The organism is Haloplanus litoreus, from assembly GCF_045690335.1.
GTDB lineage: Archaea > Halobacteriota > Halobacteria > Halobacteriales > Haloferacaceae > Haloplanus > Haloplanus litoreus.
This window is the reverse complement of sequence record NZ_CP147874.1, coordinates 3,040,997-3,063,193: the sequence shown is the minus strand read 5'-3', so window position 1 is coordinate 3,063,193 and position 22,197 is coordinate 3,040,997. Positions and strand designations below refer to the sequence as shown.

The 22,197-nt window shown below is 67.8% G+C and carries 20 protein-coding genes; 10 read left to right on the top strand and 10 right to left on the bottom strand.

The annotated features are described in order from the left end of the window. Window positions 1-105: 105 nt before the first annotated feature. The 3 genes from V8686_RS16205 to V8686_RS16195 are packed head-to-tail and all read left to right on the top strand — an operon-like array spanning window position 106 to window position 3,342. Window positions 106-789: an inorganic diphosphatase gene (locus tag V8686_RS16205; RefSeq protein ID WP_379706288.1), complete on the top strand. Its 684-nt coding sequence runs from the start codon at window positions 106-108 to the stop codon at window positions 787-789. A gap of 60 nt (window positions 790-849) precedes the next feature. Then, the gene (locus tag V8686_RS16200) at window positions 850-1,227 is read left to right on the top strand and encodes a cupin domain-containing protein (RefSeq protein ID WP_379706286.1); all 378 of its coding nucleotides are present in this window, start codon (window positions 850-852) and stop codon (window positions 1,225-1,227) included. A 60-nt stretch (window positions 1,228-1,287) separates the two neighbouring features. Further along, a complete protein-coding gene (locus V8686_RS16195; RefSeq protein WP_379706283.1) occupies window positions 1,288-3,342 on the top strand; it encodes a DEAD/DEAH box helicase in 2,055 nt (684 codons plus the stop codon). 31 nt (window positions 3,343-3,373) lie between these two features. Here V8686_RS16195 and V8686_RS16190 read toward each other — a convergent pair whose 3' ends face one another. After that, window positions 3,374-3,781 carry an acyl-CoA thioesterase gene (locus tag V8686_RS16190; protein WP_379706281.1) on the bottom strand — a complete coding sequence of 136 codons (408 nt, stop codon included), beginning with the start codon at window positions 3,779-3,781 and terminating at the stop codon, window positions 3,374-3,376. Window positions 3,782-3,861: 80 nt separating this feature from the next. Further along, a complete protein-coding gene (locus tag V8686_RS16185; protein WP_379706278.1) occupies window positions 3,862-4,098 on the bottom strand; it encodes a DUF7542 family protein in 237 nt (78 codons plus the stop codon). Window positions 4,099-4,233: 135 nt separating this feature from the next. Between V8686_RS16185 and V8686_RS16180 the strand changes: the two genes are divergently transcribed. Next, window positions 4,234-5,184 carry a 3-hydroxyacyl-CoA dehydrogenase family protein gene (locus tag V8686_RS16180; RefSeq protein ID WP_379706276.1) on the top strand — a complete coding sequence of 317 codons (951 nt, stop codon included), beginning with the start codon at window positions 4,234-4,236 and terminating at the stop codon, window positions 5,182-5,184. Here the strand turns inward: V8686_RS16180 and V8686_RS16175 are convergent, their stop codons facing one another. From V8686_RS16175 to ilvB, 6 genes are all read right to left on the bottom strand, one after another. After that, entirely contained in the window at window positions 5,185-5,388 is a 204-nt protein-coding gene (locus V8686_RS16175) for a DUF7511 domain-containing protein (RefSeq protein WP_379706273.1), read from the bottom strand. It lies immediately after the preceding gene. A 135-nt stretch (window positions 5,389-5,523) separates the two neighbouring features. Then, window positions 5,524-5,973, bottom strand: a complete 450-nt coding sequence (locus V8686_RS16170) for a MaoC family dehydratase (RefSeq protein WP_379706270.1) — start codon at window positions 5,971-5,973, stop codon at window positions 5,524-5,526. A 41-nt stretch (window positions 5,974-6,014) separates the two neighbouring features. After that, window positions 6,015-7,226: an MFS transporter gene (locus V8686_RS16165; protein ID WP_379706268.1), complete on the bottom strand. Its 1,212-nt coding sequence runs from the start codon at window positions 7,224-7,226 to the stop codon at window positions 6,015-6,017. A gap of 41 nt (window positions 7,227-7,267) precedes the next feature. After that, on the bottom strand, window positions 7,268-9,016 hold the full coding sequence (locus V8686_RS16160; RefSeq protein WP_379706265.1) for an acyl-CoA carboxylase subunit beta: 1,749 nt from the start codon (window positions 9,014-9,016) through the stop codon (window positions 7,268-7,270). Between the two features lies 1 nt (window position 9,017). Next, window positions 9,018-10,184, bottom strand: a complete 1,167-nt coding sequence (locus tag V8686_RS16155) for an acyl-CoA dehydrogenase family protein (RefSeq protein WP_379706262.1) — start codon at window positions 10,182-10,184, stop codon at window positions 9,018-9,020. Between the two features lie 85 nt (window positions 10,185-10,269). After that, window positions 10,270-12,021, bottom strand: a complete 1,752-nt coding sequence (gene ilvB / locus V8686_RS16150) for a biosynthetic-type acetolactate synthase large subunit (protein ID WP_379706259.1) — start codon at window positions 12,019-12,021, stop codon at window positions 10,270-10,272. Window positions 12,022-12,291: 270 nt separating this feature from the next. Here ilvB and V8686_RS16145 point away from each other — a divergent pair, with 270 nt between their 5' ends. Next, on the top strand, window positions 12,292-13,323 hold the full coding sequence (locus V8686_RS16145; protein WP_379706256.1) for a hypothetical protein: 1,032 nt from the start codon (window positions 12,292-12,294) through the stop codon (window positions 13,321-13,323). 31 nt (window positions 13,324-13,354) lie between these two features. Then, the gene (gene gatB, locus V8686_RS16140; protein ID WP_379706253.1) at window positions 13,355-14,845 is read left to right on the top strand and encodes an Asp-tRNA(Asn)/Glu-tRNA(Gln) amidotransferase subunit GatB; all 1,491 of its coding nucleotides are present in this window, start codon (window positions 13,355-13,357) and stop codon (window positions 14,843-14,845) included. A gap of 27 nt (window positions 14,846-14,872) precedes the next feature. On the opposite strand, the gene V8686_RS16135 is transcribed toward gatB, so the two are convergent. Both V8686_RS16135 and V8686_RS16130 read right to left on the bottom strand, forming a co-directional pair. Continuing rightward, window positions 14,873-15,232 carry a group I truncated hemoglobin gene (locus tag V8686_RS16135; protein ID WP_379706251.1) on the bottom strand — a complete coding sequence of 120 codons (360 nt, stop codon included), beginning with the start codon at window positions 15,230-15,232 and terminating at the stop codon, window positions 14,873-14,875. Between the two features lie 136 nt (window positions 15,233-15,368). Continuing rightward, window positions 15,369-16,007 carry a helix-turn-helix domain-containing protein gene (locus V8686_RS16130; RefSeq protein ID WP_379706248.1) on the bottom strand — a complete coding sequence of 213 codons (639 nt, stop codon included), beginning with the start codon at window positions 16,005-16,007 and terminating at the stop codon, window positions 15,369-15,371. A 286-nt stretch (window positions 16,008-16,293) separates the two neighbouring features. On the opposite strand from V8686_RS16130, the gene V8686_RS16125 reads away from it, so the two are divergent. The 4 genes from V8686_RS16125 (at window position 16,294) to aspS (ending at window position 22,197) form a co-directional block, all read left to right on the top strand. Continuing rightward, window positions 16,294-18,810 carry a DNA topoisomerase I gene (locus V8686_RS16125; protein ID WP_379706245.1) on the top strand — a complete coding sequence of 839 codons (2,517 nt, stop codon included), beginning with the start codon at window positions 16,294-16,296 and terminating at the stop codon, window positions 18,808-18,810. 136 nt (window positions 18,811-18,946) lie between these two features. Beyond that, entirely contained in the window at window positions 18,947-19,663 is a 717-nt protein-coding gene (locus V8686_RS16120; RefSeq protein ID WP_379706242.1) for a phosphoglycerol geranylgeranyltransferase, read from the top strand. Window positions 19,664-19,708: 45 nt separating this feature from the next. Then, window positions 19,709-20,812, top strand: a complete 1,104-nt coding sequence (locus V8686_RS16115) for a mandelate racemase/muconate lactonizing enzyme family protein (protein WP_379706239.1) — start codon at window positions 19,709-19,711, stop codon at window positions 20,810-20,812. Between the two features lie 83 nt (window positions 20,813-20,895). Then, window positions 20,896-22,197 carry an aspartate--tRNA(Asn) ligase gene (aspS, locus tag V8686_RS16110; RefSeq protein WP_379706236.1) on the top strand — a complete coding sequence of 434 codons (1,302 nt, stop codon included), beginning with the start codon at window positions 20,896-20,898 and terminating at the stop codon, window positions 22,195-22,197.

Genomic DNA, 22,197 nt, shown 5'->3' with positions numbered 1-22,197 from the left:
CGCCGACCCGATTCCGGCCGTGGGTTTGGATCACACACCAACGATGTGACGGCTATATTTCGATCATATAAAAACTCAATCGCCCGACTCGGGTTGATTCGTTCGATGTTCGACGATACGGACGAACTGCCACCGTCGGCGTCGCGTCGTTCGTTCCTGATCGGAGCCGGATCGGCAGCCGGTCTCGCGGCCTCCGGTGGGGTGCGCGCGGCGGACGGCGACGAGCAGCGTGTGGAGCAACTCGACGCGACGGAGCCACCCATGAACTACATCACCGACGTCGACCAGCACAGCGACTTCCCGAACACGATCACCGCGGTTTCGGTCGCGCAGATGAACAGCCGCGAAAAGTACGAATACCGTGCGGACCCGCACCGGATCATCCTCGACCGGATGCTCTACAGCGAGGTTCGCTACCCCGGCGACTACGGATTCGTTCCCCAGACTGCCATGGGCGACGGCGACCCGCTCGACGTCCTGGTCATGCTCGACTCGTCGCTTTTCCCCGGTTGCGTGCTCGACGTGCGTCCGGTCGCCGTGATCCGCATGACCGACGCGGGTGAGAACGACGACAAGATCATCGGCGTCCCCGCAGACGATCCGCGGTGGGCACACGTCTCCGAAGTCTCCGACATCCCCGAGCATACTCGCGAGGAGATCGCGGAGTTCTTCCGGACCTACAAGAACCTCGAACCGGACGGCAACATCGTCGTCGACGGGTACGACGACAGCGAGGCCGCCAAGAGCATCATCTCCGACGCCAACACCAGGTTCCACAGCCAGGGCTGACCGATCGACGGCCTCACTGGCGACGCTAAACCTTAGACCCCCGCCCCCCTATTTCCCTCCATGAGCGAACAGTCACCGACCCCGGTGGTCAAGCGCGGCGACGACATCGAGGACGAGGCCGTCGACGCGGCCGACGGTCTCTCGAAGGGCGTCCTGATCGACGAGTCCGACGGCGCGCCACACTTCGCGATGCGACGGTTCACCCTCGACCCCGGCGCCGCGGTGCCGACCCACACCAACGCGGTCGAACACGAACAGTACGTGCTCTCCGGGGAGTACGTCGTCGGCATCGACGGCGAAGAGTACACCGTCTCGGCCGGCGACTCGCTGCTGATCCCGGCGGGTGTCCCCCACTGGTACCGGAACGAGGGCGACGAGGCGGGCGCGTTCATCTGTGCGGTGCCGAACGGCGACGACACCATCGAACTCGTCGAGTGAGGAATCGAGCACCGCTACGGAGTCGAACGGCTGAAATACCCCGTCCACCTACCCGAATTCGTGTCACGGCAGGTCGGACGCGTCGAGACGCTCTTTCTCCACGGTCGGGACGGCGACTTCCTGGTCGCCGTCACCCGCGACGGCGACCGGGTGTTTCGAGCGGTCCTCGACCTCAAGGAGACGGACGCCGGTCCCCGCCCCGCTCGCTTCCGGATCAAGCGCGGGTCGACCGAGGAGCCACGCGACCCGAGTCAGTTCGTCGAACTCGCGCGCCGCGCCGAGCGCATTCGCATCTCTCAGCAGACGTCGACGGCGGACCGCGAGCGACTGGAGGCGATGCTCGACGGCTACCAACTCGACGCGCTCACCGTCCGAACCTGTCGCTACTGCGCCTCCGAGGGGCGGTACTCGCCGATCACGGAGGACACCGCGATCAAGGCAGACCGGGACTACATCTGCCCGGACTGTGCGAAACGGGAACTCGACGGGGAACTCGCCTACGCCGGCGGACTCACCGGCGCCGCACAGGACCGCCTCGAAGAACTCCTGCTGGAGGTGCAGGATCTCGACCGTATCACCAACCTCCTGCAGGGAGAGCTCGACCCGGACCTCACCAAGTTCGACGAAATCGGCGCCACCGTCGAGGACGTCGACCCCGTCGAGACGGCGGATCTGGACCTCCACCCGAAGCTGAAGTCACAGGTCACCGACCGGTTCGAGACGCTCCTGCCGGTTCAGAGCCTCTCGGTCCGGAACGGCCTGCTCGACGGCGACGACCAGCTCGTCGTGAGCGCGACGGCGACGGGCAAGACCCTGATCGGCGAACTCGCCGGCATCGACCGCGCGCTGAAGGGGAAGGGCAAACTCCTCTTTCTGGTCCCCCTCGTCGCCCTCGCCAACCAGAAGGAGGAGAACTTCGAGGAGCGCTACGGTGACCTCGTCGACGTGACCATCCGCGTCGGCGGCAGTCGCGTCACCGACGACGGCACGCGCTTCGACCCGTCGGCCGACGTGGTCGTCGGCACCTACGAGGGTATCGACCACGCGTTGCGGACGGGAAAGGACCTCGGCGACGTCGGGACCGTCGTCATCGACGAGGTGCACACGCTGAAAGAAGGGGAGCGTGGCCACCGCCTCGACGGGATGATCTCCCGGCTGAAACACTACTGTGAGCGCCGGGCGTCGAACGGCGGCGACTACGACGGCGCACAGTGGATCTACCTCTCCGCCACCGTCGGTAACCCCGAGTGGCTGGCGACGAATCTCCGCGCACGCCTCATCGAGTTCGAGGAGCGGCCGGTCCCCATCGAACGACACCTGACCTTCGCCGACGCTCAGGAGAAGACCCGGATCGAGAACCGGCTGGTCAGGCGGGCCTTCGACAGCAAGTCGTCGAAGGGCTACCGCGGGCAGACGATCATCTTCACCAACTCGCGGCGCCGCTGTCACGAAATCTCCCGCAAGCTGGAGTACGACTCGGCGCCGTACCACGCCGGCCTCGACTACGGCCGGCGAAAGCGCGTCGAGCGCCAGTTCGGGGACCAGGACCTCGCGGCCGTCGTGACCACGGCGGCACTGGCCGCCGGCGTCGACTTCCCCGCCTCACAGGTCGTCTTCGACACGCTGGCGATGGGCATCGAGTGGCTGTCGGTCCAGGAGTTCGAGCAGATGCTCGGCCGGGCCGGCCGCCCCGACTACCACGATCAGGGCGTCGTCTACCTGCTGGTCGAACCCGACTGCGCCTACCACAACAGCATGGAGATGACCGAGGACGAGGTGGCGTTCAAACTGTTGAAAGGGGAGATGGAGGACGTCCGTACCGTCTACGACCTGTCGGCGGCCGCCGAGGAGACGCTGGCGAACATCACCGTCGCCGGCAAGCGGGCCAAACGGCTCAACGACCGGATGCTTGGCGACGTACCGACGACGCAGGCGGTCGGCAAACTGCTGGAGTGGAACTTCATCGACGGACTCCAGCCGACGCCCCTCGGGCGGGCGGTGACGCGGCACTTCCTCGCGCCGGACGACGCCTTCGCCATCCTCGACCGTATCCGCAAGGGAATGGACCCCTACGAACTCGTCGCGGAACTGGAACTTCGCGACGACGAGGGGTAGTCGGCCTCGTACGGACTGTTGGACGTCCGTATCACTCGGCGGCCGACCGCCGTGACTCCATCCGGTCCACCCACGCGGCCGGTAGGGGCTGGGAGCCGTCGCCGTCGGGGTCGACGTACACCTGTACCGTCTCGGCCGTCGCGGCCACCCGCTCGCCGACTCGGACCTCGTAGGCCATGGTGACGCTCGACTTGCCGATGGACCGAACGCCCATCGCGACGGTCACCTCGTCGTCGAGTTCGATCTGGCTTCGGTAGTCGATGTTCAGGTTGACGAGGACGGTGTCGATGTCGTCGAGGCCGACGCCGAGGACGTCGGCGTAGTAGTCGACCCGTGCCTGTTCGAGGTAGGTCGCGTAGACGGCGTTGTTGACGTGGCGCATGGCGTCCACGTCGCGAAAGCGCACCTGCATCTCCGTCTCGTACTCGAAAGTGGACATACAGGGGCGTGGACGAGCGGGCATTTGTGCCTACCGGCGGGGGCAACCCGCGGCGCACGTCCACTCGGCGCGGCCGCCGGTCACCGGTCGCCCAGATAGAGCGGCGAGTCCTCGGTCGTACACTCGGGGCGGCCACAGACGCCCGCTTCCCGTCCGGCGCGTTCGACGCCGGCGTCGAGACGGTGGAGTTCCCACGTCGCTTCGTGACCGGTTTCGGCGCGGTGGGCCTCGATGAACGAGCGGGCCGTCGCGAGTTTGTCGAACGTCTCTCGCCGATCACACTCCGGACAGGTCACCGTCGCTCGCTTGTCGGCCATCGTTCGGATCGACTGCATGAGCGCACTTAACCCCCCGGTTCCGATCCGCCCCGTCCGTTCCGGGAGCCATCGGCCGTCCCCCTCCACCGTCCGTCTGGGCGGAGATTTATGCGCCCCACCGCCCACCGTGTGGCCATGTCCTCGACCACGTCGTCGACGCCGGCGGCGGTCACCGTCGTCGGCGCGGGCACGATGGGCCACGGACTCGCGGTCCAGTTCGCTCGCTTCGGTGCTCCCGTGACGCTCGTCGATCATCGCCAGTCGAACCTCGACGACGCCCGTGCGGGCGTCGACGACGCCCTCGCCTTCCTCGACGCTGCGGGGTTGCTCGACGCCACACCCGGCGCCGTCCGCGACCGAATCGGCTACACGCTCGACCTGTCGGCGGCGGCCGCGGACGCCGCGCTGGTGATCGAGAGCGTCTCCGAGGATCTCGAGGTGAAATCGAGGGTATTCGAGACGCTCGCAGCGGACGCACCCGCGGATGCGGTGCTGGCGACGAACACGTCGGGCATCCCCATCACCGACGTCGCTGCGACGGTCCCGTCGGTCGCCGACCGGGTCGTCGGCTGCCACTGGTGGAACCCACCCTATCTCCTGCCGACGGTCGAGGTGATCCGCGGGGCCGAGACGAGCGACGAGACGGTCGACCGGACGGCCGCGTTCGTCGAGGCCGTCGACCGCGATCCAATCCGCGTCGAGCGCGACGTGCCGGGGTTCGTCTGGAATCGGATTCAGTTCGCCGTCCTCCGGGAGTGTACGCATCTCGTGACCGAGGGTGTGGCCTCGCTCGAAGACGTCGAGCGGGCCGTCCGGGACGGTTACGCCCTTCGCACGGCGGTCGTCGGTCCGTTCGAAACGGCCGACCTCGCCGGTCTCGATCTGTTCGAAACCATCGCGGAGAACCTCTACCCGCACCTGAGCGACGCGGACGAACCGGGGCCGCTGTTCGCGGAGCGACTGGCGGCCGGTCGCGGCGGCGTCGCCGACGGTGCGGGCTTTCACGAGTACGACGCCGATCCGGGGACCGTGATTCGGCGCCGCGACGAGCGCGTGGCGGCGGTTCGGCGGGCTCTCGAGGACTGATTACCGCATCTCGTCGAGGTGCTGGAACGCGTCGGCGTCGGCGGTCAGCCAGTGAGTGAGTCGCTCGACGTCCGTCGCATCCGGCGGGTAGAGCGTCCGTCGATCGGCTGCACCCTCGTACGTGACGACGACCGACCGGAGGCGTCCCTCGTCCGAACCGTCCACGTGGGGGCCGGCGTCGTCGGGCTGTGAGGTGTTCGACATGACCCGTCTGGCCGTCGTCACCGACGACGGTTAATCACTGCTATGTTGCCTCCGGGGCGGTCGGTATTTCGGTGGCGACACCTGATGGGTATAGTTCACAATGTAATCGACCCTACCATTTCGACTGGAGATCGGTCAGGGTGCTCGTTTCTTCGCGAGGACGGTTCGGTCGAACCCGCACACGAGTCGACCGTCGCCGTCGAAGGCCTCGACGTGCATGGTGACGACCCCCCGGTCGCCGTCGCTCGTCTCCCGCTTGTCGGTTACGGTGGTCCGGGCGCGGATGGTGTCGCCGATGTGGACGGGCGCCGGGTGTTCGACGTCGTCGTAGCCGAGATTGGCGACGATGGTCCCGTCGGTGGTGTCGGGGATGGTCAGCCCCACCGCGAGGCTCATCGTGTAGAGGCCGTTGACGATGCGCTCGCCGAACTCCGTCTCGGCCGCGAACTCGGCGTCGAGGTGGAGCGGTTGCTGGTTCATCGTCATGTCACAGAACCGCTGGTTGTCGCTCTCGGTGATGGTCCGCCGTTTGTCGTGGTCGAAGGTCTGCCCGACCGCGAACTCCTCGAAGTAACACCCCGTCATGCGCTCCACGTGGGGCGGCGCGGGCAAAGGGATTCCCCCGGTCATCCAGACATCGCGAGGCGTCCGCCGACGCCGACCAAGGCGACGGCGACGCCGACCAAGGCGACGGCGACGCCGGCCGCGGCGACCCCGAAGACGACTCGGAGTCCGAACTCCCCCGCTACCGGTCCGAACAGCACCGGTGCGAGGAACTGCCCGACGTAGCCGAACGTAGCGACGTACGAACTGAACTGCCCCTGTCGACCCGCGGGCACCAGTTCCTCAATCCAGAGCAACACCGTCGGGAAGACGAGACCCTGACCGAGGCCGAACAGGACGACGGGCAAGGCGGCGACGGCTCGCGAGGCGGCGGTCGTCGCGACGGCGAATCCGACGGTCCACAGCGCCAGTGCGACGAGGGTCAGTTGCCGGAAGTCGAACCGCCGCTTGATCCGGTCGTAGTAGTACGCGCTGACGCCGCCCGCGGTTCCAAGCGCCGACAGGTAGAGGCTGATTGCGAGCGAGGAGGTCACGTCGAACGTCGAGAGCAGACCTGGGTAGTAGACGACGATGGCGTACAGCAGGAGGTTGGCGAGGAAGTACAGCCCGTAGACGAGGGGCAACAGCGGCGTCCGGCGGACGACCCGGACGGCCCCGCGGATGCCGCCGTCGCCCGTGTCACCGGGTTCGATGGCCGGTTCCGGGACGGTCAGGAGGGCGAGCAGACCGAGCGGGAGTGCGAGGAGGTAGACGGCGAACGGCCCGTGCCACGAGAGGGTACCCAGCGCGCCGCCGACGAGCGGCCAGACCGCCGCACCGAGGCTGTTGGCGCTCCCCCGGAGCCCCATCGCCCGATCCTTCCGCTCCCCCTCGTAGAGGTTGTAGATCAGGACGGTGATCGACGTGTAGACGAACGCCACCGCGACGCCGAGGGCCGCCCGCGAGACGAGGAGCGCGGGGAACGTTTCGACGATCAGGCCGGCAGCGCCGGCGATGCCGTAGAGCGCCAGGCCGAGGACGTAGGGTCGGCGCGGCCCGTACCGGTCGATCAGCCCTCCCGCGAGCGGGCTCGTGAGGACGATAAAGAGGCCGTGGGTTGTGACGACGAGGCCGGCTCGCGACTGGGAGACGCCGAGGCTCGTGCCGATTCGATTGACCACCGGTCCGAGGACCGCCCCGGCCATCACGGTCAGCGTGCCCGAGGCGACGAGAACCCAGAGTGCGGTGCCGGGTGAGCGCCACGACTCGGTTCGCGGCGCCGACGTTCTCGGCATGAACACGGCGTTGGCGATACGCCCCGAAGAGACTGCCGTCTCTACAGGACTGTCCCGTGTTTCTTGCTTGGACGGTCCTTCTCGACCGTCTCGTAGAACTCGAACCGGCCGACCAGTTCCTCGCGGAGCGTACTCGGCGGCACGAGTTCGTCGACGACCACCTCGCTCGCCATCCGGTGGACGTCGATTTCCTCCCGGTACTCCTCGCGCAGTTCCGCCTCCCGGCGCTCGCGCTCCTCGGGGTCGTCGATGTCGGCGAGTTTGCGGGCGTACACCGCGTTGATCGCCGCTTCGGGTCCCATGATCGCGATTTCGGCACCGGGGAGCGCCAGCGTCGACTCGGTGTCGAAAGCCGGCCCCGACATGGCGTAGATACCCGCGCCGTAGGCCTTCCGCACCACGACACACTGCTTGGGCACCGTCGCCGCCGACGTGGCGTAGATCATCTTCTTGCCCCGTTCCAGGATGCCGTCCTTCTCGACGCTCGACCCCGCCATGAACCCCGGCGTGTCACAGAGGTAGCACAGGGGAATCCCGTAGGCGTCGCAGGTCCAGACGAATTCGGCGGCCTTCGCCGCGGAGTCGGGGAAAATGGCGCCCGCACGGACGGCGGGCTGATTGGCGACGACGCCGACCGGCCGCCCGTCGAACCGAGCGAAGGCAGTGACGATTTCGGCGCCGTAGTCGGGTTTGAGTTCCAGTACCGATCCCTCGTCGGCGAGGCGGTCGAGCAGGTCCCGCACGTCGTACCCCTTGCGCGGCGCTTCGGGCACCACCGCGTCGATGCTCTCCGGTGCTTTCGCCGGCGCGCGACCCTCGGTTCGTGGCGGGTCGGTGTCGGCGTTGTCCGGGAGATACGAGAGGAGTCGAGCGACGAGCGAGCGGGCGTGTTCCTCGTCGCGCGCGACCAGGTCGGCACTGCCCGACTCGGCGGCGTGGACGGCGGGGCCGCCCAGTTCGTCCATGCTGATCCGCTCTCCGGTGACCATCTCGACCATCCGCGGCGAGGCGATGGCCATCGCCGACCCCTCGACCATGACGGTGAAGTCGGCGAAGACGGGTGTGTAGGCGGCACCGGCGATGCAGGGACCGTACAGGACACAGACCTGTGGCACCCGCCCCGAGAGCATCGAGTGGTTGTAGTAGAACTTCCCGATTCCGTCGCGGTTGGCGAAGAAGCCGGTCTGCTGGTCGATCCGGCCGCCCGAGGAGTCCATCAGGTAGAGGACCGGCCGCCCCGTCTTCAGTGCGCGCTCCTGCATCCGGAGGAACTTCTCGACGCCCTTCTCGGCCATCGATCCCGCCTTGACGGTGTAGTCGTTGGCCATGAAGTGGACCGCCCGTCCCTCGAAGTCGGCGGCGCCGGTGAGGAGGCCGTCGGCCGGGAGGCGGTCGTTCCCGTCGGCGTCCGCGTTCGGCGCCGACGGGTGCCACGCGTCGAAGTTGGCGAACTTGCCGTCCTCGAAGGTGAGGCCGTCGGGGAACCAGAGGTCGAGTCGGTCGCGGACGAACAGTTTGCCCGCCTCCCGCTGTCGCTCGCGGTACTTCTCCGGGCCGCCTTCGAGGATGTCGGCGATTTCGTCCCAGAGGGCGTCCTCACGGTCGGTCGGGCCGTCGGCGTCGACCGTCGTCTCTCGTCCGCCCGTGGCGTCCGGCGGGTCGCTCTCGGCGACCGGGTCCTCGTCTTTCCGGCCCGCGAACACGCGGACGCGTTCGCCGAAGCGGGTTGCGAGCGCTCGAGCGATGGCTTCCGCCTCCTCGGCCGTCGCCCCATCGACACGTACGTCCATCTCAGTAGGACCTCGGGAACCCCATCTCGGTCGCGATGTGGTTGTACGCCATCTGCTGGGTGACGGGGGCCAGGCGGGTGAGGTTGATCTCGCGCCACCAGCGTTCGACGTCGTACTCGACGGCGTAGCCCCAGCCACCGAAGGCCTGCATGGCGTGGTAGACGGCGTCGATGCCCGCTTCCACCGCGGCGGCCTTCGCGACGTTCGTCTCGTAGCCACAGTCTCGCCCCCGATCGAACAGCCACGCCGCCTTCTGGCGCATCAGTCGCGCCGTCTCGACGTTGGTGTACGCCTTCGTGATGGGGAAGGAGACGGCCTGATGGGTCCCGATCGGTGCGTCGAACACCTCGCGGTCGTTGGCGTAGTCGACGGCGTTCGACACCGCGAGTTCGGCGATCCCCGTCGCGGCGGCGGCAAAGCCCACCCGCTCGGGGTTGAGCGTCTCCACCAGGTGCCACCAGCCCTCGCCCTCCTCGCCGAGCAACGCCGTCTCGGGGACGCGCACGTCCTCGACGAACACCTCACACGACTTCGAGTAGTTGATCGCGTGTTTCCGGATTGGCGACACCTCGATCCCGGGGTCGTCCATGTCGACGAGGAAGAGGCTGAGGCCCGCCGTCGGTTTCGACGCCTCGTCGCGGGGGGTCGTCCGCGTGACGAGGATCATCTCGTCGGCACGGTCCGCGAAGGTGATCCACGCCTTCTTGCCGTTCAGGACGTACTCGTCGCCGTCGCGTTCGGCCCGGGTGCCGACGTTCAGCGTATTCGTCCCCGCCTCGGGTTCCGTGATGGCGACGGAGAAGACCCGGTCGCCGGCCGCGACGTCGGGCAGGTACTCCCGTTTTTGTTCGTCGGTTCCGGACTCCCGGAGCGCGATGGCCGCCATGCCCGCGGTGACGACGAGGTACCACGTCCCCGCCATCCCACAGCCCTCGGCACACAGCGTCTCCATCGCGAGTCCCATCTCCTGGAGACCCATCCCGGCGCCGCCGTACTCCTCCGGGATCAGCAGGCCGTGGAACCCCGCCTCGCCGAGTTCGTCCCAGAAGTCGGCGGCGAATTCGCCCCGTTCCTCGCGCTCGCGCCAGTACTCGGGACCGTACTCGTCGGCGATGTCGCTTGCGGTCGAGCGGATCAGCGCGTGTTCGGGTGGCGCTTCGAACTCCATATTCCCTCTCGTGGACGGGGGAACCTATACTCTCTGCCACTCGTTGTCACGGAACGCGACCGGCGCGGGGCCGGTCGTCATCGCCTCACAGGTCGTCGAGTTGGGCCTCGTTCGTCGCGAACGCCGCGTTGTCGCCGCCGCTCGGCACGATCGGATAGACGTCTTCCTCCGTGGCGACGTGTGCGTCCACGACCGACGGGCCGTCGTACGCCAGTGCCGCGCGGAGCGTCTCCTCGACCGCGTCGGCCGTCTCGACGCGGAAACCTTCGGCACCGAACGCCGCCGCGAGCGTGTCGAACTCCGGGACCCACCCGTACCCCGAGGCCATCCGGCGCCCCTCGAAGAAGGCGTCCTGCCACTGGCGGACCATCCCGATGGCCGCGTTGTTGAGAACGACCACCGTGATGTCGAGGTCCTCCCGGACGGCGACCGCGAGTTCCGGGACCGTCATCAGGAACGAGCCGTCGCCCTCGAAGCAGACGACCGATCGGTCGTCGTCGGCGGCGATCCGAGCCCCGATGGCCGCGGGGAGCCCGTAGCCCATCGTCCCGAGGCCGTGGGAGGAGACCCACGTCCGGGGATGGCGGTACGTCCAGTACTGCATCGCCCACATCTGGTGCTGGCCGACGCCGGTCGTGACGACCGTCCCGTCGGGGGTCAGTGCGTCGGTCGCCTCGACGACGAACTGGGGTTTCAGCGGCCCGTCGTCGGACATCGCGTAGTCGAGGGGATACGCGGACTTCCAGGCCCGGCACCGCTCGCGCCACTCGTCGGCCTCGGGCGCCCGCGGCATCGCGCCGTGGAGGTGGTCGAGCACCGTGGCCGCGTCGCCGACCAGCGGATAGTCGACGCCGACGTTCTTGCCGATCTCCGCGGGGTCGATGTCGACGTGACAGATCTCGGCTCCGGGTGCGAACGTCTCGACGCCGCCGGTGAGGCGGTCGTCGAAGCGCGTCCCGACCGCGAGCATCACGTCGCAGTGCTGGAGCGCCAGATTCGCGTAGCCGGTCCCGTGCATCCCCGCGACCGCCAGCGCGAGGTCGTGGTTCTCCGGGAACGAGCCGATCCCGGGCATCGTCGTCACGACGGGGACGCCGTACTCGACCGCGAACGCCCGAAGCTCGTCCCACGCCTCGCCTTTGATCACGCCCCCGCCCGAGAGGATAACCGGCCGCTCGGCGCCGGCGAGCGCGGCCGCAGCGGCGTCGACCACCTCGGACGCGGCCGCGTCGGGGACCGCGACGTGTGCGGGGCGTCGGGGCTCGCTGGGGGTCCAGTCGGCCGAGCCCTGGGTCACGTCCTTCGGGAGGTCGACCAGCGTCGGCCCCGGTCGCCCCGACCCCGCGAGCGCGAACGCCTCGCCGACGGTGTCCCCGACGGCGTCCGGGTCGGTCGCGAAGTAGTTCGTCTTCGTCACGGGTTCGGTCATGCCCGTCGTGTCCGTCTCCTGGAAGGCGTCCTTGCCGACCAGATCCGAGGGCGCCTGGCCGGTCAGAGCGACGACCGGATCCGAATCCATGTCCGCGTCGGCGAGTCCGGTGACGAGGTTGGTCGCACCGGGGCCGGACGTCGCCAGACAGACGCCCGGCGTGCCGGAGACGACGCCGTAGGCGTCGGCGGCGTGGGCGGCACCCTGTTCGTGTGCCATCGTGACGTGTTCCACGTCGGCGTGATACAGTGCGTCGTAGACGGGCATGATGGCCCCGCCCTGCACGCCGAACGCGTGATCGACGCCGGCGGCTTCGAGCGCCGCGACGACGGCGTCGGCGCCGGTCGTGATCGGTCGTGTGGTCGGTTCCTCCGCTGTCTCCTCGCGAACGTGTACGTTTTTCGTCATTCTGGGTCGTGTGGGTCGGCCCCGCGAACGGGTGGCATCGTCGGTGGTCGGATCGTGTTGCGAGCGGAAATCGGGCGAGAGAATGGAGTGTGGGGCTACTGGGCGGCCCCAATGATGGCGATACCGGACACACCACTGTCGGCGGATGACCGTTTCGGTGTGGTGGTCCGTGGCATTCGGGTGGACACAGGTGGACGAGGGTCATTAACGTTCCGCTCGGCGGACCGTGCTCGTCCGCAGTTTTTTGCGCCGCCCGCTCCCAGCGGTGGCATGGCCGACGGTGACGTGGACGGCGACGAGCCGAACGACCAGTTGCGCGCTCGCGCCTCGGAGAGCCGAACGAAACTCTGGCTCTATCTGGAGGCCGACCGCCGCCTCGTCGTCGCGGGTCTCGCCGTCGTGGTGTTTTTGATCGTGCTGACGGTCGGGGTCGTGCTCCCGGCCGCGGCGCCGAAGCTCCGCGGTGGCGACGCCGTCGACACGCTGTTTCAGGGTTTTCTCACCGCCACCATCACCGGCGTGACGCTGGTGTTGACGCTCAATCAGCTTGTCCTCTCACAGGAACTCGGTGCCGTCGGCGATCAGCGCGAGCGGATGCGCGGTGCCCTCCAGTTTCGTGACGACACCGCCGACCTGCTCGACGTCCCCGTCAGTCCGGCGCGACCCTCACAGTTTCTCCGTGCGCTCGTGCAGGTCGCCAGCCGCCACGCACGGGACCTTCGCGACGCCGCCGGCCCGGAACACGCCGAGGTGGCGTCACTGACCGAGAGCCTGATCGGCAACGCCGACCGCGTCGCCAGCGACCTCGACGACGCGCAGTTCGGCGAGTTCGACGTGCTCTCGGCGGCTCTGAACTTCAACTACTCGTGGAAGATCTTCGCGGCGAAACGCATCCGCGAATCGGATTCGCTCGACGCGGACGCCGAGGCGGCACTCGATGCGCTGATCGACACGCTCGAACTGTTCGGGCCCGCGCGCGAGCACTTCAAAACGCTCTACTTCCAGTGGGAGCTCATCAACCTCTCGCGGAGCATCCTCGCGGCGGCGCTCCCTGCACTCCTCGTCGGCGTCTGTATGATCGCGTTTTTCGACCCCGCCGGTCCGCTCGGTCGGACGCCCGGTGTCGTCCCCGTCGTCGCCCTCGCGTCGACGGTGGCAGTTCTGCCCTTCCTCGTCCTCGCTGCCTCCATCCTCCGGATCGCGACGGTGACGAAACACACCCTCTCCATCGGTCCCTTCATCCTGCGCGAGACTGATCTGGTCGAGGACGTCGAGTGGGACGACGACGCCGGGTCCCGTTAGCCTTTAGCCACCGGCCGTGTAAGCCCGCGCAATGACTGCGCAGGCGCTCCAGCAACGTGATCTCGCGGTCGTCATCGGGCTGGAGGTTCACGTCCAGCTCGAAACCGACACGAAGATCTTCTGTGGCTGTTCGACCGAAGCGGCGGACGACGAGGAACCGAACACGCGGACCTGTCCCGTCTGTCTGGGACTTCCGGGTTCCCTCCCCGTTCTCAACGAGGCGGCCGTCGAAGCGGCGGTCAAAGTGGGGAAGGCGCTCGACGCCGACGTCGCCGAGGAGACCCGGTTTCACCGGAAAAATTACTACTACCCCGACCTGCCGAAGAACTTCCAGATCACGCAGTACGACGCGCCGATCTGTGCCGACGGCTCGCTCGAAGTGAGCGTCGAGGACGACCGTCGAGAGATCGGAATCGGCCGCGCCCACCTCGAGGAGGACCCCGGGAGCCTCCAGCACGAGGGCGGCAGCATCGAGACGGCCGACTACACGCTGGTCGACTACAACCGCGCGGGGACGCCGCTCATGGAAATCGTCACCGACCCAGACTTCCGCGGCCCGGGCGAGGTCCGCGCGTTCCTCGCGAAACTGGAGGAAGTGCTCGAGTATCTCGGCGTGTTCGACGCCTCGCGCGACGGCAGCCTCCGGATCGACGCCAACATCTCCCTCGTCCCCGACGACGAGGTGGCCGACGACGGCGCCGTCGACGACGAGACGCTGGCGGCCGCCAACCGCACCGAGGTGAAGAACATCTCCAGTCACAAAGGTGCGGAGCAGGCACTCGCCTACGAGGTGACCCGCCAGAAAAACGCCGTGAAGCGCGGCCGCGAGGTCGAACAGGAGACGCGCCACTGGGACGAGAGCCGGGGCATCACCGTCTCCATGCGCTCGAAGGAAGAGGAGAAGGACTACCGCTACTTCCGCGAGGCCGACCTCCCGCCCCTGCAGGTCGCGGACTGGAAGGAGCGCATTCCCATCCCGGAACTGCCGGCCGCCCGCCGCGAACGCTTCCGCGAGGAGTACGGTCTCGACACCGAGGCGGCGTCGAAACTCACCTCGACGAAGGAAGTCGCGGACTTCTTCGAGGATGTGGCCGACCGGTTCGACGCCGACCTCGCGGCGACGTGGGTCGCCGACGACTTGCTCGGCGAACTCAACTACCGCGACATGCAGGTGACGGACGTGGCCGGGCGACTCGACGAGTTCGCCCGCCTGATCGAACTCGTCGACGCCGACGAAATCACGGAGAAGAACGCCCGTGAGGTGGTACTGCGCGCGATGCTCGACGAGGGACTCGCCCCCGACGAGGTGGTCGAGCGCGAGGGGTTGGGCAAGGCTGGCGACGACGCCGTCGCCGCCGCCGTCGAGGAGGCCATCGAGGAGAACCCCGAGGCGGTCGAGGACTACCACGCCGGCGAGGGCGGCGCCCTCAACTTCCTCGTCGGTCAGGTGATGAGCAAGACGGGGGGGAGCGCCGACCCCGGCACCGTCAACGGCCTGCTTCGCGAGCGGCTGGACGGCTGACCGCGCTCGCCCGTCGGTTCGACGCCGTCAGCGGCCGAGGATCGGATCTTCGAGCGCGACGACTTCGGCCATGATGGCGTCGACGTTCTCCTCGGTGACGCCGTTCCGTTCGAGGGCCGACCGCAGGTGGCGACCCACGGCCGCGAAGTCCTCGGCGTTCAGGTCCAGGTGGTCGTGGGCCTCGCGCATGTCGGCGCCGGTGTACTCGGCCGGGCCGCCGGCGACGGCGCTGATGAACTGCACCTGGTGAGCGCGCAGTTCCTCCATGTCCATCCCGTCGAAGTACGGGGCTAGCTGGTCGTCCGCGAGCACGTCGTCGTAGAAGTCACTGACGACTGCTTCGACTGCCTCTCGTCCGCCGATGTCCCGATAGATCGTCTGCGCCATCGTGTCACCGCACGCTCGCCGCCGCGTTCGGATACGGTCTCTCGCTAGGATGCTCGGGTTTATTTAAGCCCGCGTGATGCGGTACCGAGGAACGAGCGACGACGTCCGCGGTGTCGACGTTCGGGGCGCGACCCCGTCAGGTCGCCATGATCTGATCGAACAGCTTCGTCTGTGCCACGGAGAGGTGTTCGACGAAGGTTGACACCGAGACGCCGAGTTCGTCGGCGACGGCCCCGGAGTCCGCACCCTTCGGCGATTCGAAGTACCCCATCTCGTGGGCCGTCTCGAGGACTTCGTACTGGCGGTCGGTGAACGCGCTCCGGTCGGCCACGAGAAGCGACGGGTCGTCGTCGGTCACTCCCGAGCGAACGAGCCGTCGCACCCGCAGGGTCGTACAGTACGATTCGAGGTCCGCGACGACCGTTCGGAGCGTCGCGAGGTCGGGCACGATGAACTGGAGGACGAGTCGTCCGGAGTCCGCCCGACGGTCACGGATCGGACAGCCGTGAGCCGGGACGCGGGTACACGGACACGCCGTCTCGTGTGTGTACCGGTACACGGCCCGTGATCCGTCGTCGAACACCTCCTCGACGCCAGCGGGGTCCGGGCCGTCGGCGCCGGACCGGTCGACGGTCACTTCGCCGACGACGTGTGCCGACTCGCCCGTCCCGTGCCGGTCGACCGTCACTGATTCGACCGGCCCCGCCTCGCTGAGCGTCGACGCAGGACAGCCCGCCACGCCGTCCAGTTCGAGCTGGACGTGGACTCCGGACATGCCTGTCGGGAGTCGTCCCCGACCTATAAGCGGCTCCGTTCGGCCCGGCCAGTCCCGACGTCACGCCCCCTCGCGCGCCCGATGCCGTCGTCGAGAGCCTCGCCGCCGACCCGGCGGTGGCACACGCCGGCGGCGTGGCACTGCCCGACTGGACGCCGATCCACAGCCGTCGCCCGGCGCCGGAGTGAGTCGTACTGCCGGCGCGTGACTCCCGTTCACACCCGTCATGTCCGGTGATTTTCGCCCCACGAAAGTTTTAGGCGGGTGCTCGGCGTATCCCTCCTCGATGAAACGCGGCCCCGAGTTGATCGTGACGGAGAAGGACAACGCCGCCCGCCGCATCGCGGACATTCTCAGCGGGGGAGCCGCGGATGCCGAGCGGATCAACGGCGTCAACGTCTACAAGTGGGGCGGCAAGCGCTGCATCGGCCTGTCGGGTCACGTCGTCGGCGTCGACTTCCCGCCGGAGTACAACGACTGGCGCGACGTGGAACCCGTCGAACTCGTGAGCGCCGAGGTGGAGAAGCGCCCGACACAGGAGAACATCGTCGCGGCGCTCCGCCGGTTGGCGCGCAACGCTTCGCACGTTCACATCGCGACCGACTACGACCGCGAGGGCGAACTCATCGGCAAGGAGGCCTACGAACTCGTCCGCGAGGTCAACGACGAGGCGCCAGTCGACCGGGTGCGCTTCTCCTCCATCACCGACCGCGAGGTGACGGAGGCGTTCGCCGACCCGGACGACCTGGACTTCGACCTCGCGGCGGCCGGCGAGGCCCGACAGATCATCGACCTGATGTGGGGCGCTTCGCTCACGCGGTTTCTCTCGCTGTCGGCCCGACAACTCGGCGACGACTTCATCTCCGTCGGCCGGGTACAGGGACCGACGCTGAAACTGATCGTCGACCGCGAACGCGAAATCGACGCGTTCGACCCCGAGGACTACTGGGAACTGTTCGCCGACCTGGCGAAAGACGACGAGACGTTCGAGGCGCAGTACTTCTACCTCGATACGGACGATACGGAGGCCGAACGCGTCTGGGACGAGGACCGCGCCGAGACGGTCGACGCGGTGCTCTCGGCGGCGTCGGCGGCGACGGTCGAGGAGGTTCGCCGCCGAACCCGGACCGACGACCCGCCGGCGCCGTTCAACACGACGCAGTTCATCCGCGCCGCCAGCGGGATCGGTTACTCCGCCCAGCGGGCGATGAGTATCGCCGAGGACCTCTACACTGCGGGGTACATCACGTACCCCCGGACGGACAACACGGTCTACCCCGAGGACCTCGACCCGCGGGAGTTGCTCGACGCGTTATCGGCCGGCCGACGCTTCGGCGACGACGCCGCGTCGCTGCTCGACGCCGACGACATCACGCCAACCGCTGGCGACGAGGAGACGACCGACCACCCGCCGATCCATCCGACCGACGAACTCCCCTCGGCCTCGGACCTCTCCGAGGACGAGTGGGAGGTGTACGAACTCGTCGTGCGGCGCTTTCTGGCGACCGTCGCCGACGCGGCCACGTGGGAACACCTGCGCGTCGTCGCGGCCGTCGCCGGCGAGAGCGAGGACCTCTCCCTGAAGGCCAACGGCAAGCGCCTGGTCGATCCGGGCTACCACGCCGTCTACCCATACCGCTCGACGACAGAGAACTACGTCCCCGACGTCGTCGAGGGCGAGGAACTCGCGGTGACCGAGACGCGCTTCGAGGCCAAGCAGACCCAGCCGCCGCGACGGTACGGCCAGTCCCGGCTCATCGAGACGATGGAGGACATGGGGATCGGAACGAAGGCGACGCGTCACGACGTGATCCAGAAACTGTACGACCGCGGCTACATCGAGGGCGATCCGCCCCGTCCCACGCGCCTCGCGCGCGGCGTCGTCGAGGCGTCCGAGGAGTTCGCCGACCTCATCGTCAGCGAGGAGATGACCGCGCAACTGGAGGCGGACATGCAGGCCATCGCCCGGGGTGAGGCCACGCTGGAGGCGGTCACCGACGAGTCCAGGGAGATCCTCGAACGCGTCTTCGACCGCCTCGGCGACTCCCGGGAGGAGCTCGGCGACCACCTGCGCGAGTCGCTGAAAGCCGACAAGACCGTCGGCCCGTGTCCCGAGTGCGGGTCCGATCTCGTGATCCGACGGAGTCGAAACGGCTCCTACTTCGTCGGGTGTGACGGCTACCCCGACTGTGAGTTCACGCTCCCCCTCCCCTCGACGGGGAAGCCGATTCTACTCGACGACGTCTGTGGCGAACACGGCCTGCACGACGTGAAGATGCTCGCCGGCCGCAAGACGTTCGTCCACGGCTGTCCGCTCTGTGCGGCCGAGGCGGCGGAGGAAGAACCCGACCTGATCGTCGGTTCCTGTCCCGAGTGTGGCGACGACGAGGGGGGTGAACTCGCCGTCAAGCGCCTCCGCTCGGGCGGGCGGCTGGTCGGCTGTACGCGCTATCCAGACTGCGATTACTCCCTCCCCATGCCCCGTCGCGGCGAGGTGGAACTCACCGACGACGTCTGCGAGGAACACGGCCTGCCGGGGCTTCGGATCACCTACGAGGATTCGGACCGCGAACCCTGGGATCTCGGCTGTCCGATCTGCAACTACCGGGAGTATCAGGCCCGTCAGGAGGGGACCGAACTGGAGGCCATCGACGGAATCGGGGAGAAGACGGCCGAGAAACTGAAGACCGCGGGCATCGAGGACGTGGCCGGGCTGAAGGCCGCCGAACCGGACGCGCTGGCGAACGAAATCGATGGCGTCGGCGAGGACACGGTGCGGGACTGGCAGGCCGACGCGGACTGATACGACCTGTCGTAACCGTGTTTCGGCCGTTCGCCACGACGCTCCGAGCACGGCCGGCACCGACTTACGACGGGTCCTCCGAGCGGGCGCGGCGAGTCGGACCCTTTTTATCAGTTCCGTGGAGTAGACTCCTGCAATGACCACGCCGTGGGACGAGTGGGACCACGTCCTCAAGGTCGACCCCGACAAGGAACTCGTCGCGGGCGAGACGTTCGAGGACGTCTGTGCCACCGGAACCGACGCCATCGAGATCGGTGGGACGACGGGTATGACCAAAGAGAAGATGGAGACGGTCGTCGACGCCTGTGCGAAGTACGGCGTGCCGCTCTACCAGGAGCCGTCGAACCCGGCCGTCGTCATCGACGACGACGCCCTCGACGGCTACCTGATCCCGACGGTGTTCAACGCCGGCGACAGCTTCTGGGTGACCGGCGCCCACAAGGAGTGGGTGCGCATCGAGAACGGTCTCGACTGGGGACGCACTCACACCGAGGCGTACATCGTCCTGAACCCGGACTCGTCGGTCGCGGAGTACACCGACGCCGACTGCGATCAGTCGCCGGACGACGTGGCGGCCTACGCCGCCGTGGCGGAGAAGCTGTTCGGCCAGGAAATCGTCTACATCGAGTACTCCGGCACGTTCGGCGACCCCGAGACGGTTCGGGCCGCACAGGACGCGCTCGCCGAGGCGACCCTGTTTTACGGTGGCGGCGTCGGGGACTACGACACCGCCTACGAGATGGGCCAACACGCCGACGTGGTCGTCGTCGGCGACTTGCTCCACGACGAGGGCTGTGCGGCCGTCCGCGAGACGGTCGAAGGGGCGAAGGCCGCGAGCGACGACGCGGCGTAACTCGCGGCACTGGTTTTTACCCGGCGCCCGCCGAACCGACGACCGATGGAGATTACGGACGTACGCGTCGAACGGATCGAGGTACCGCTGAATCGTCCACTCGGCGTCTCTCGGGATCGATCCATGGACGCCCGCGGGGCGGCCTTCGTCGTCGTCGAGACGGACGCGGGGATCACGGGTATCGGCGAGGGCGTCGGGCCGGAGTCCTTCATCGTCGAGCGCATCGTCGAGGAGAAGTACGCCCCGCGTCTGATCGGCGAGGACCCGCTCGATATCGAGCGTCACTGGGGGGCGATGGTGACCGACGACGTCTACAAGGACCGGAAGGGCCAGGGTCTCTCCGCGGCCAGCGGCGTCGACATCGCGCTCTGGGACATCGCGGGCAAACACCACGACGTCCCCGTCTATCGCCTGCTCGGCGGGGCGGTGGGCGGCGACCTCAAACCCTACGCGAGCGACCTGTTCTGGCAGGACCCGGAGACGATGGCCGACCGTGCCGGCTCCTACGTCGACCGGGGGTTCGCGGGCGTGAAGACCCACCTCGGGCGCGGCATCGACGCCGACGAGGAGCGAGTGGCGGCGATGCGCGAGGCCATCGGTCCCGACACCGCCCTGATGGTCGACATGAACTGCGGGTACGACCGGCCCGACGCCCGGCGAGTCGGGCGGATGCTGGAGGAGTACGACGTGTACTGGTACGAAGAGCCCCTTTCGCCTTACGACGTTGACGGCCTGGCCGCGCTGCGTGAGGAGCTGACCGTGCCCATCGCCGCCGGCGAGAACGAGTACACGAAGTGGGGCTTTCACGACCTGTTCGAGGCGGACGCCGTCGACTACGCCATGCCCGACGTGATGCGGTGTGGCGGCATCACGGAGGCGAGAAAGATCTGTGCGCTGGCGGAGACGTACGGTACGGTCACGACGCCGCACTGTTTCACCACGGGCGTCGGTCTCGCGGCGACGATGCACGTGATGGCGGCGTCGCCGGCCTGTGAGTGGCTGGAGTTCGATCCGACCGACTTCCCGGTGTACGAGGCGCTGTTCGAGACGCCGCCCACGCTTTCGGACGGCCGGATCGCGTTGCCCGAGGAACCCGGTCTCGGCGTCTCCCTCGACGAGGACATCATCGGCGAGTATCGAGTCGAGTGAGCGGTGCTACGTCGGCGCTGGAGTGACCGGTCCGCCGACACGAAACGGTCGCGTTTAAGGCGCGCGGTCCGATACGGGTGGACATGGAAAACCGAACCCACGCGGCCGACGTCGTCGCCGGTGAGACGGCAACGGTCGCCGGCTGGGTCCACGAAATTCGTGACCTCGGCGGCATCGCCTTCCTGATTCTCCGGGACAAGACCGGTAAACTCCAGGTCAAGTTCGAGAAAGACGAGATGGACGAGGACCTCGTGGAGACGGGGTTGGGCGTCCACCGCGAGAGCGTCGTCACGGTCACCGGGGCCGTCGAGGAGGAACCGCGCGCGCCGACGGGCCTCGAGATGGTTCCCGAGTCGGTCGACGTGCTGGCCGACGCCGACCCCGAACTCCCGCTCGACCCGTCGGGGAAGGTCGACGCCGAACTCCCCACCCGACTGGACAACCGGACGCTCGACCTCCGCAAGCCAGAGGTGAAGGCCATCTTCGAGATCCGGAGCGAGATCCTGCGCTCGGTCCGCGAGTACTTCCGCTCGATCGGCTCGACGGAGATCAACACGCCGAAAATCGTCGCCACCGGGACGGAGGGCGGTACGGAACTCTTCCCGATCACCTACTTCGGCAAGGAGGCGTTCATGAACCAGTCGCCACAGCTGTTCAAACAGCTGATGGTGGGAAGCGGTCTCGAACGCGTCTTCGAAATCGGTCCCATCTTCCGTGCCGAGGAGCACAACACGCCCCGGCACCTCAACGAGGCGACGATGATCGACTTCGAGTCGGCCTTCGTCGACCACAACGAGGCGATGGACGTGTGTGAGGGGACGCTGAAGGCCGCCTACGAGGGCGTCGCCGAGAACTGCGCGGCGGAACTGGAACTCCTCGGCTACGACGACTTCGCCGTCCCCGAGGACGACTTCCCGCGCCTCACCTACGAGGAGGCCATCGAGCGGGTCAACGCGACGGGTGAACTCGACGCACAGCTCGTCTGGGGCGACGACCTGTCGACCGAGGCGGAGAAGGCCCTCGGTCGGGACGTCGGCGGTCACTACTTCGTCACCGACTGGCCCTCCGAGATCAAGCCGTTCTACATTCAGGACTACGACGACGATCCGCAGCTGTCGAAGGGGTTCGACCTGATGCACCCGCGGATGGAACTCGTCTCGGGCGGACAGCGTGAACACCGGTACGACGAACTCGTCGCCGGCTTCGAACAGCAGGGCCTCGATCCGGAGCAGTTCGACTACTACACCCGGATGTTCAAGTACGGTATGCCCCCCCACGCCGGGTGGGCCTACGGCGTCGAACGCCTCGTGATGACGATGCTGGATCTGGACAACATCCGCGAGGCCGTCCTCTTCCCGCGGGACCGACAGCGGCTGAGTCCGTAG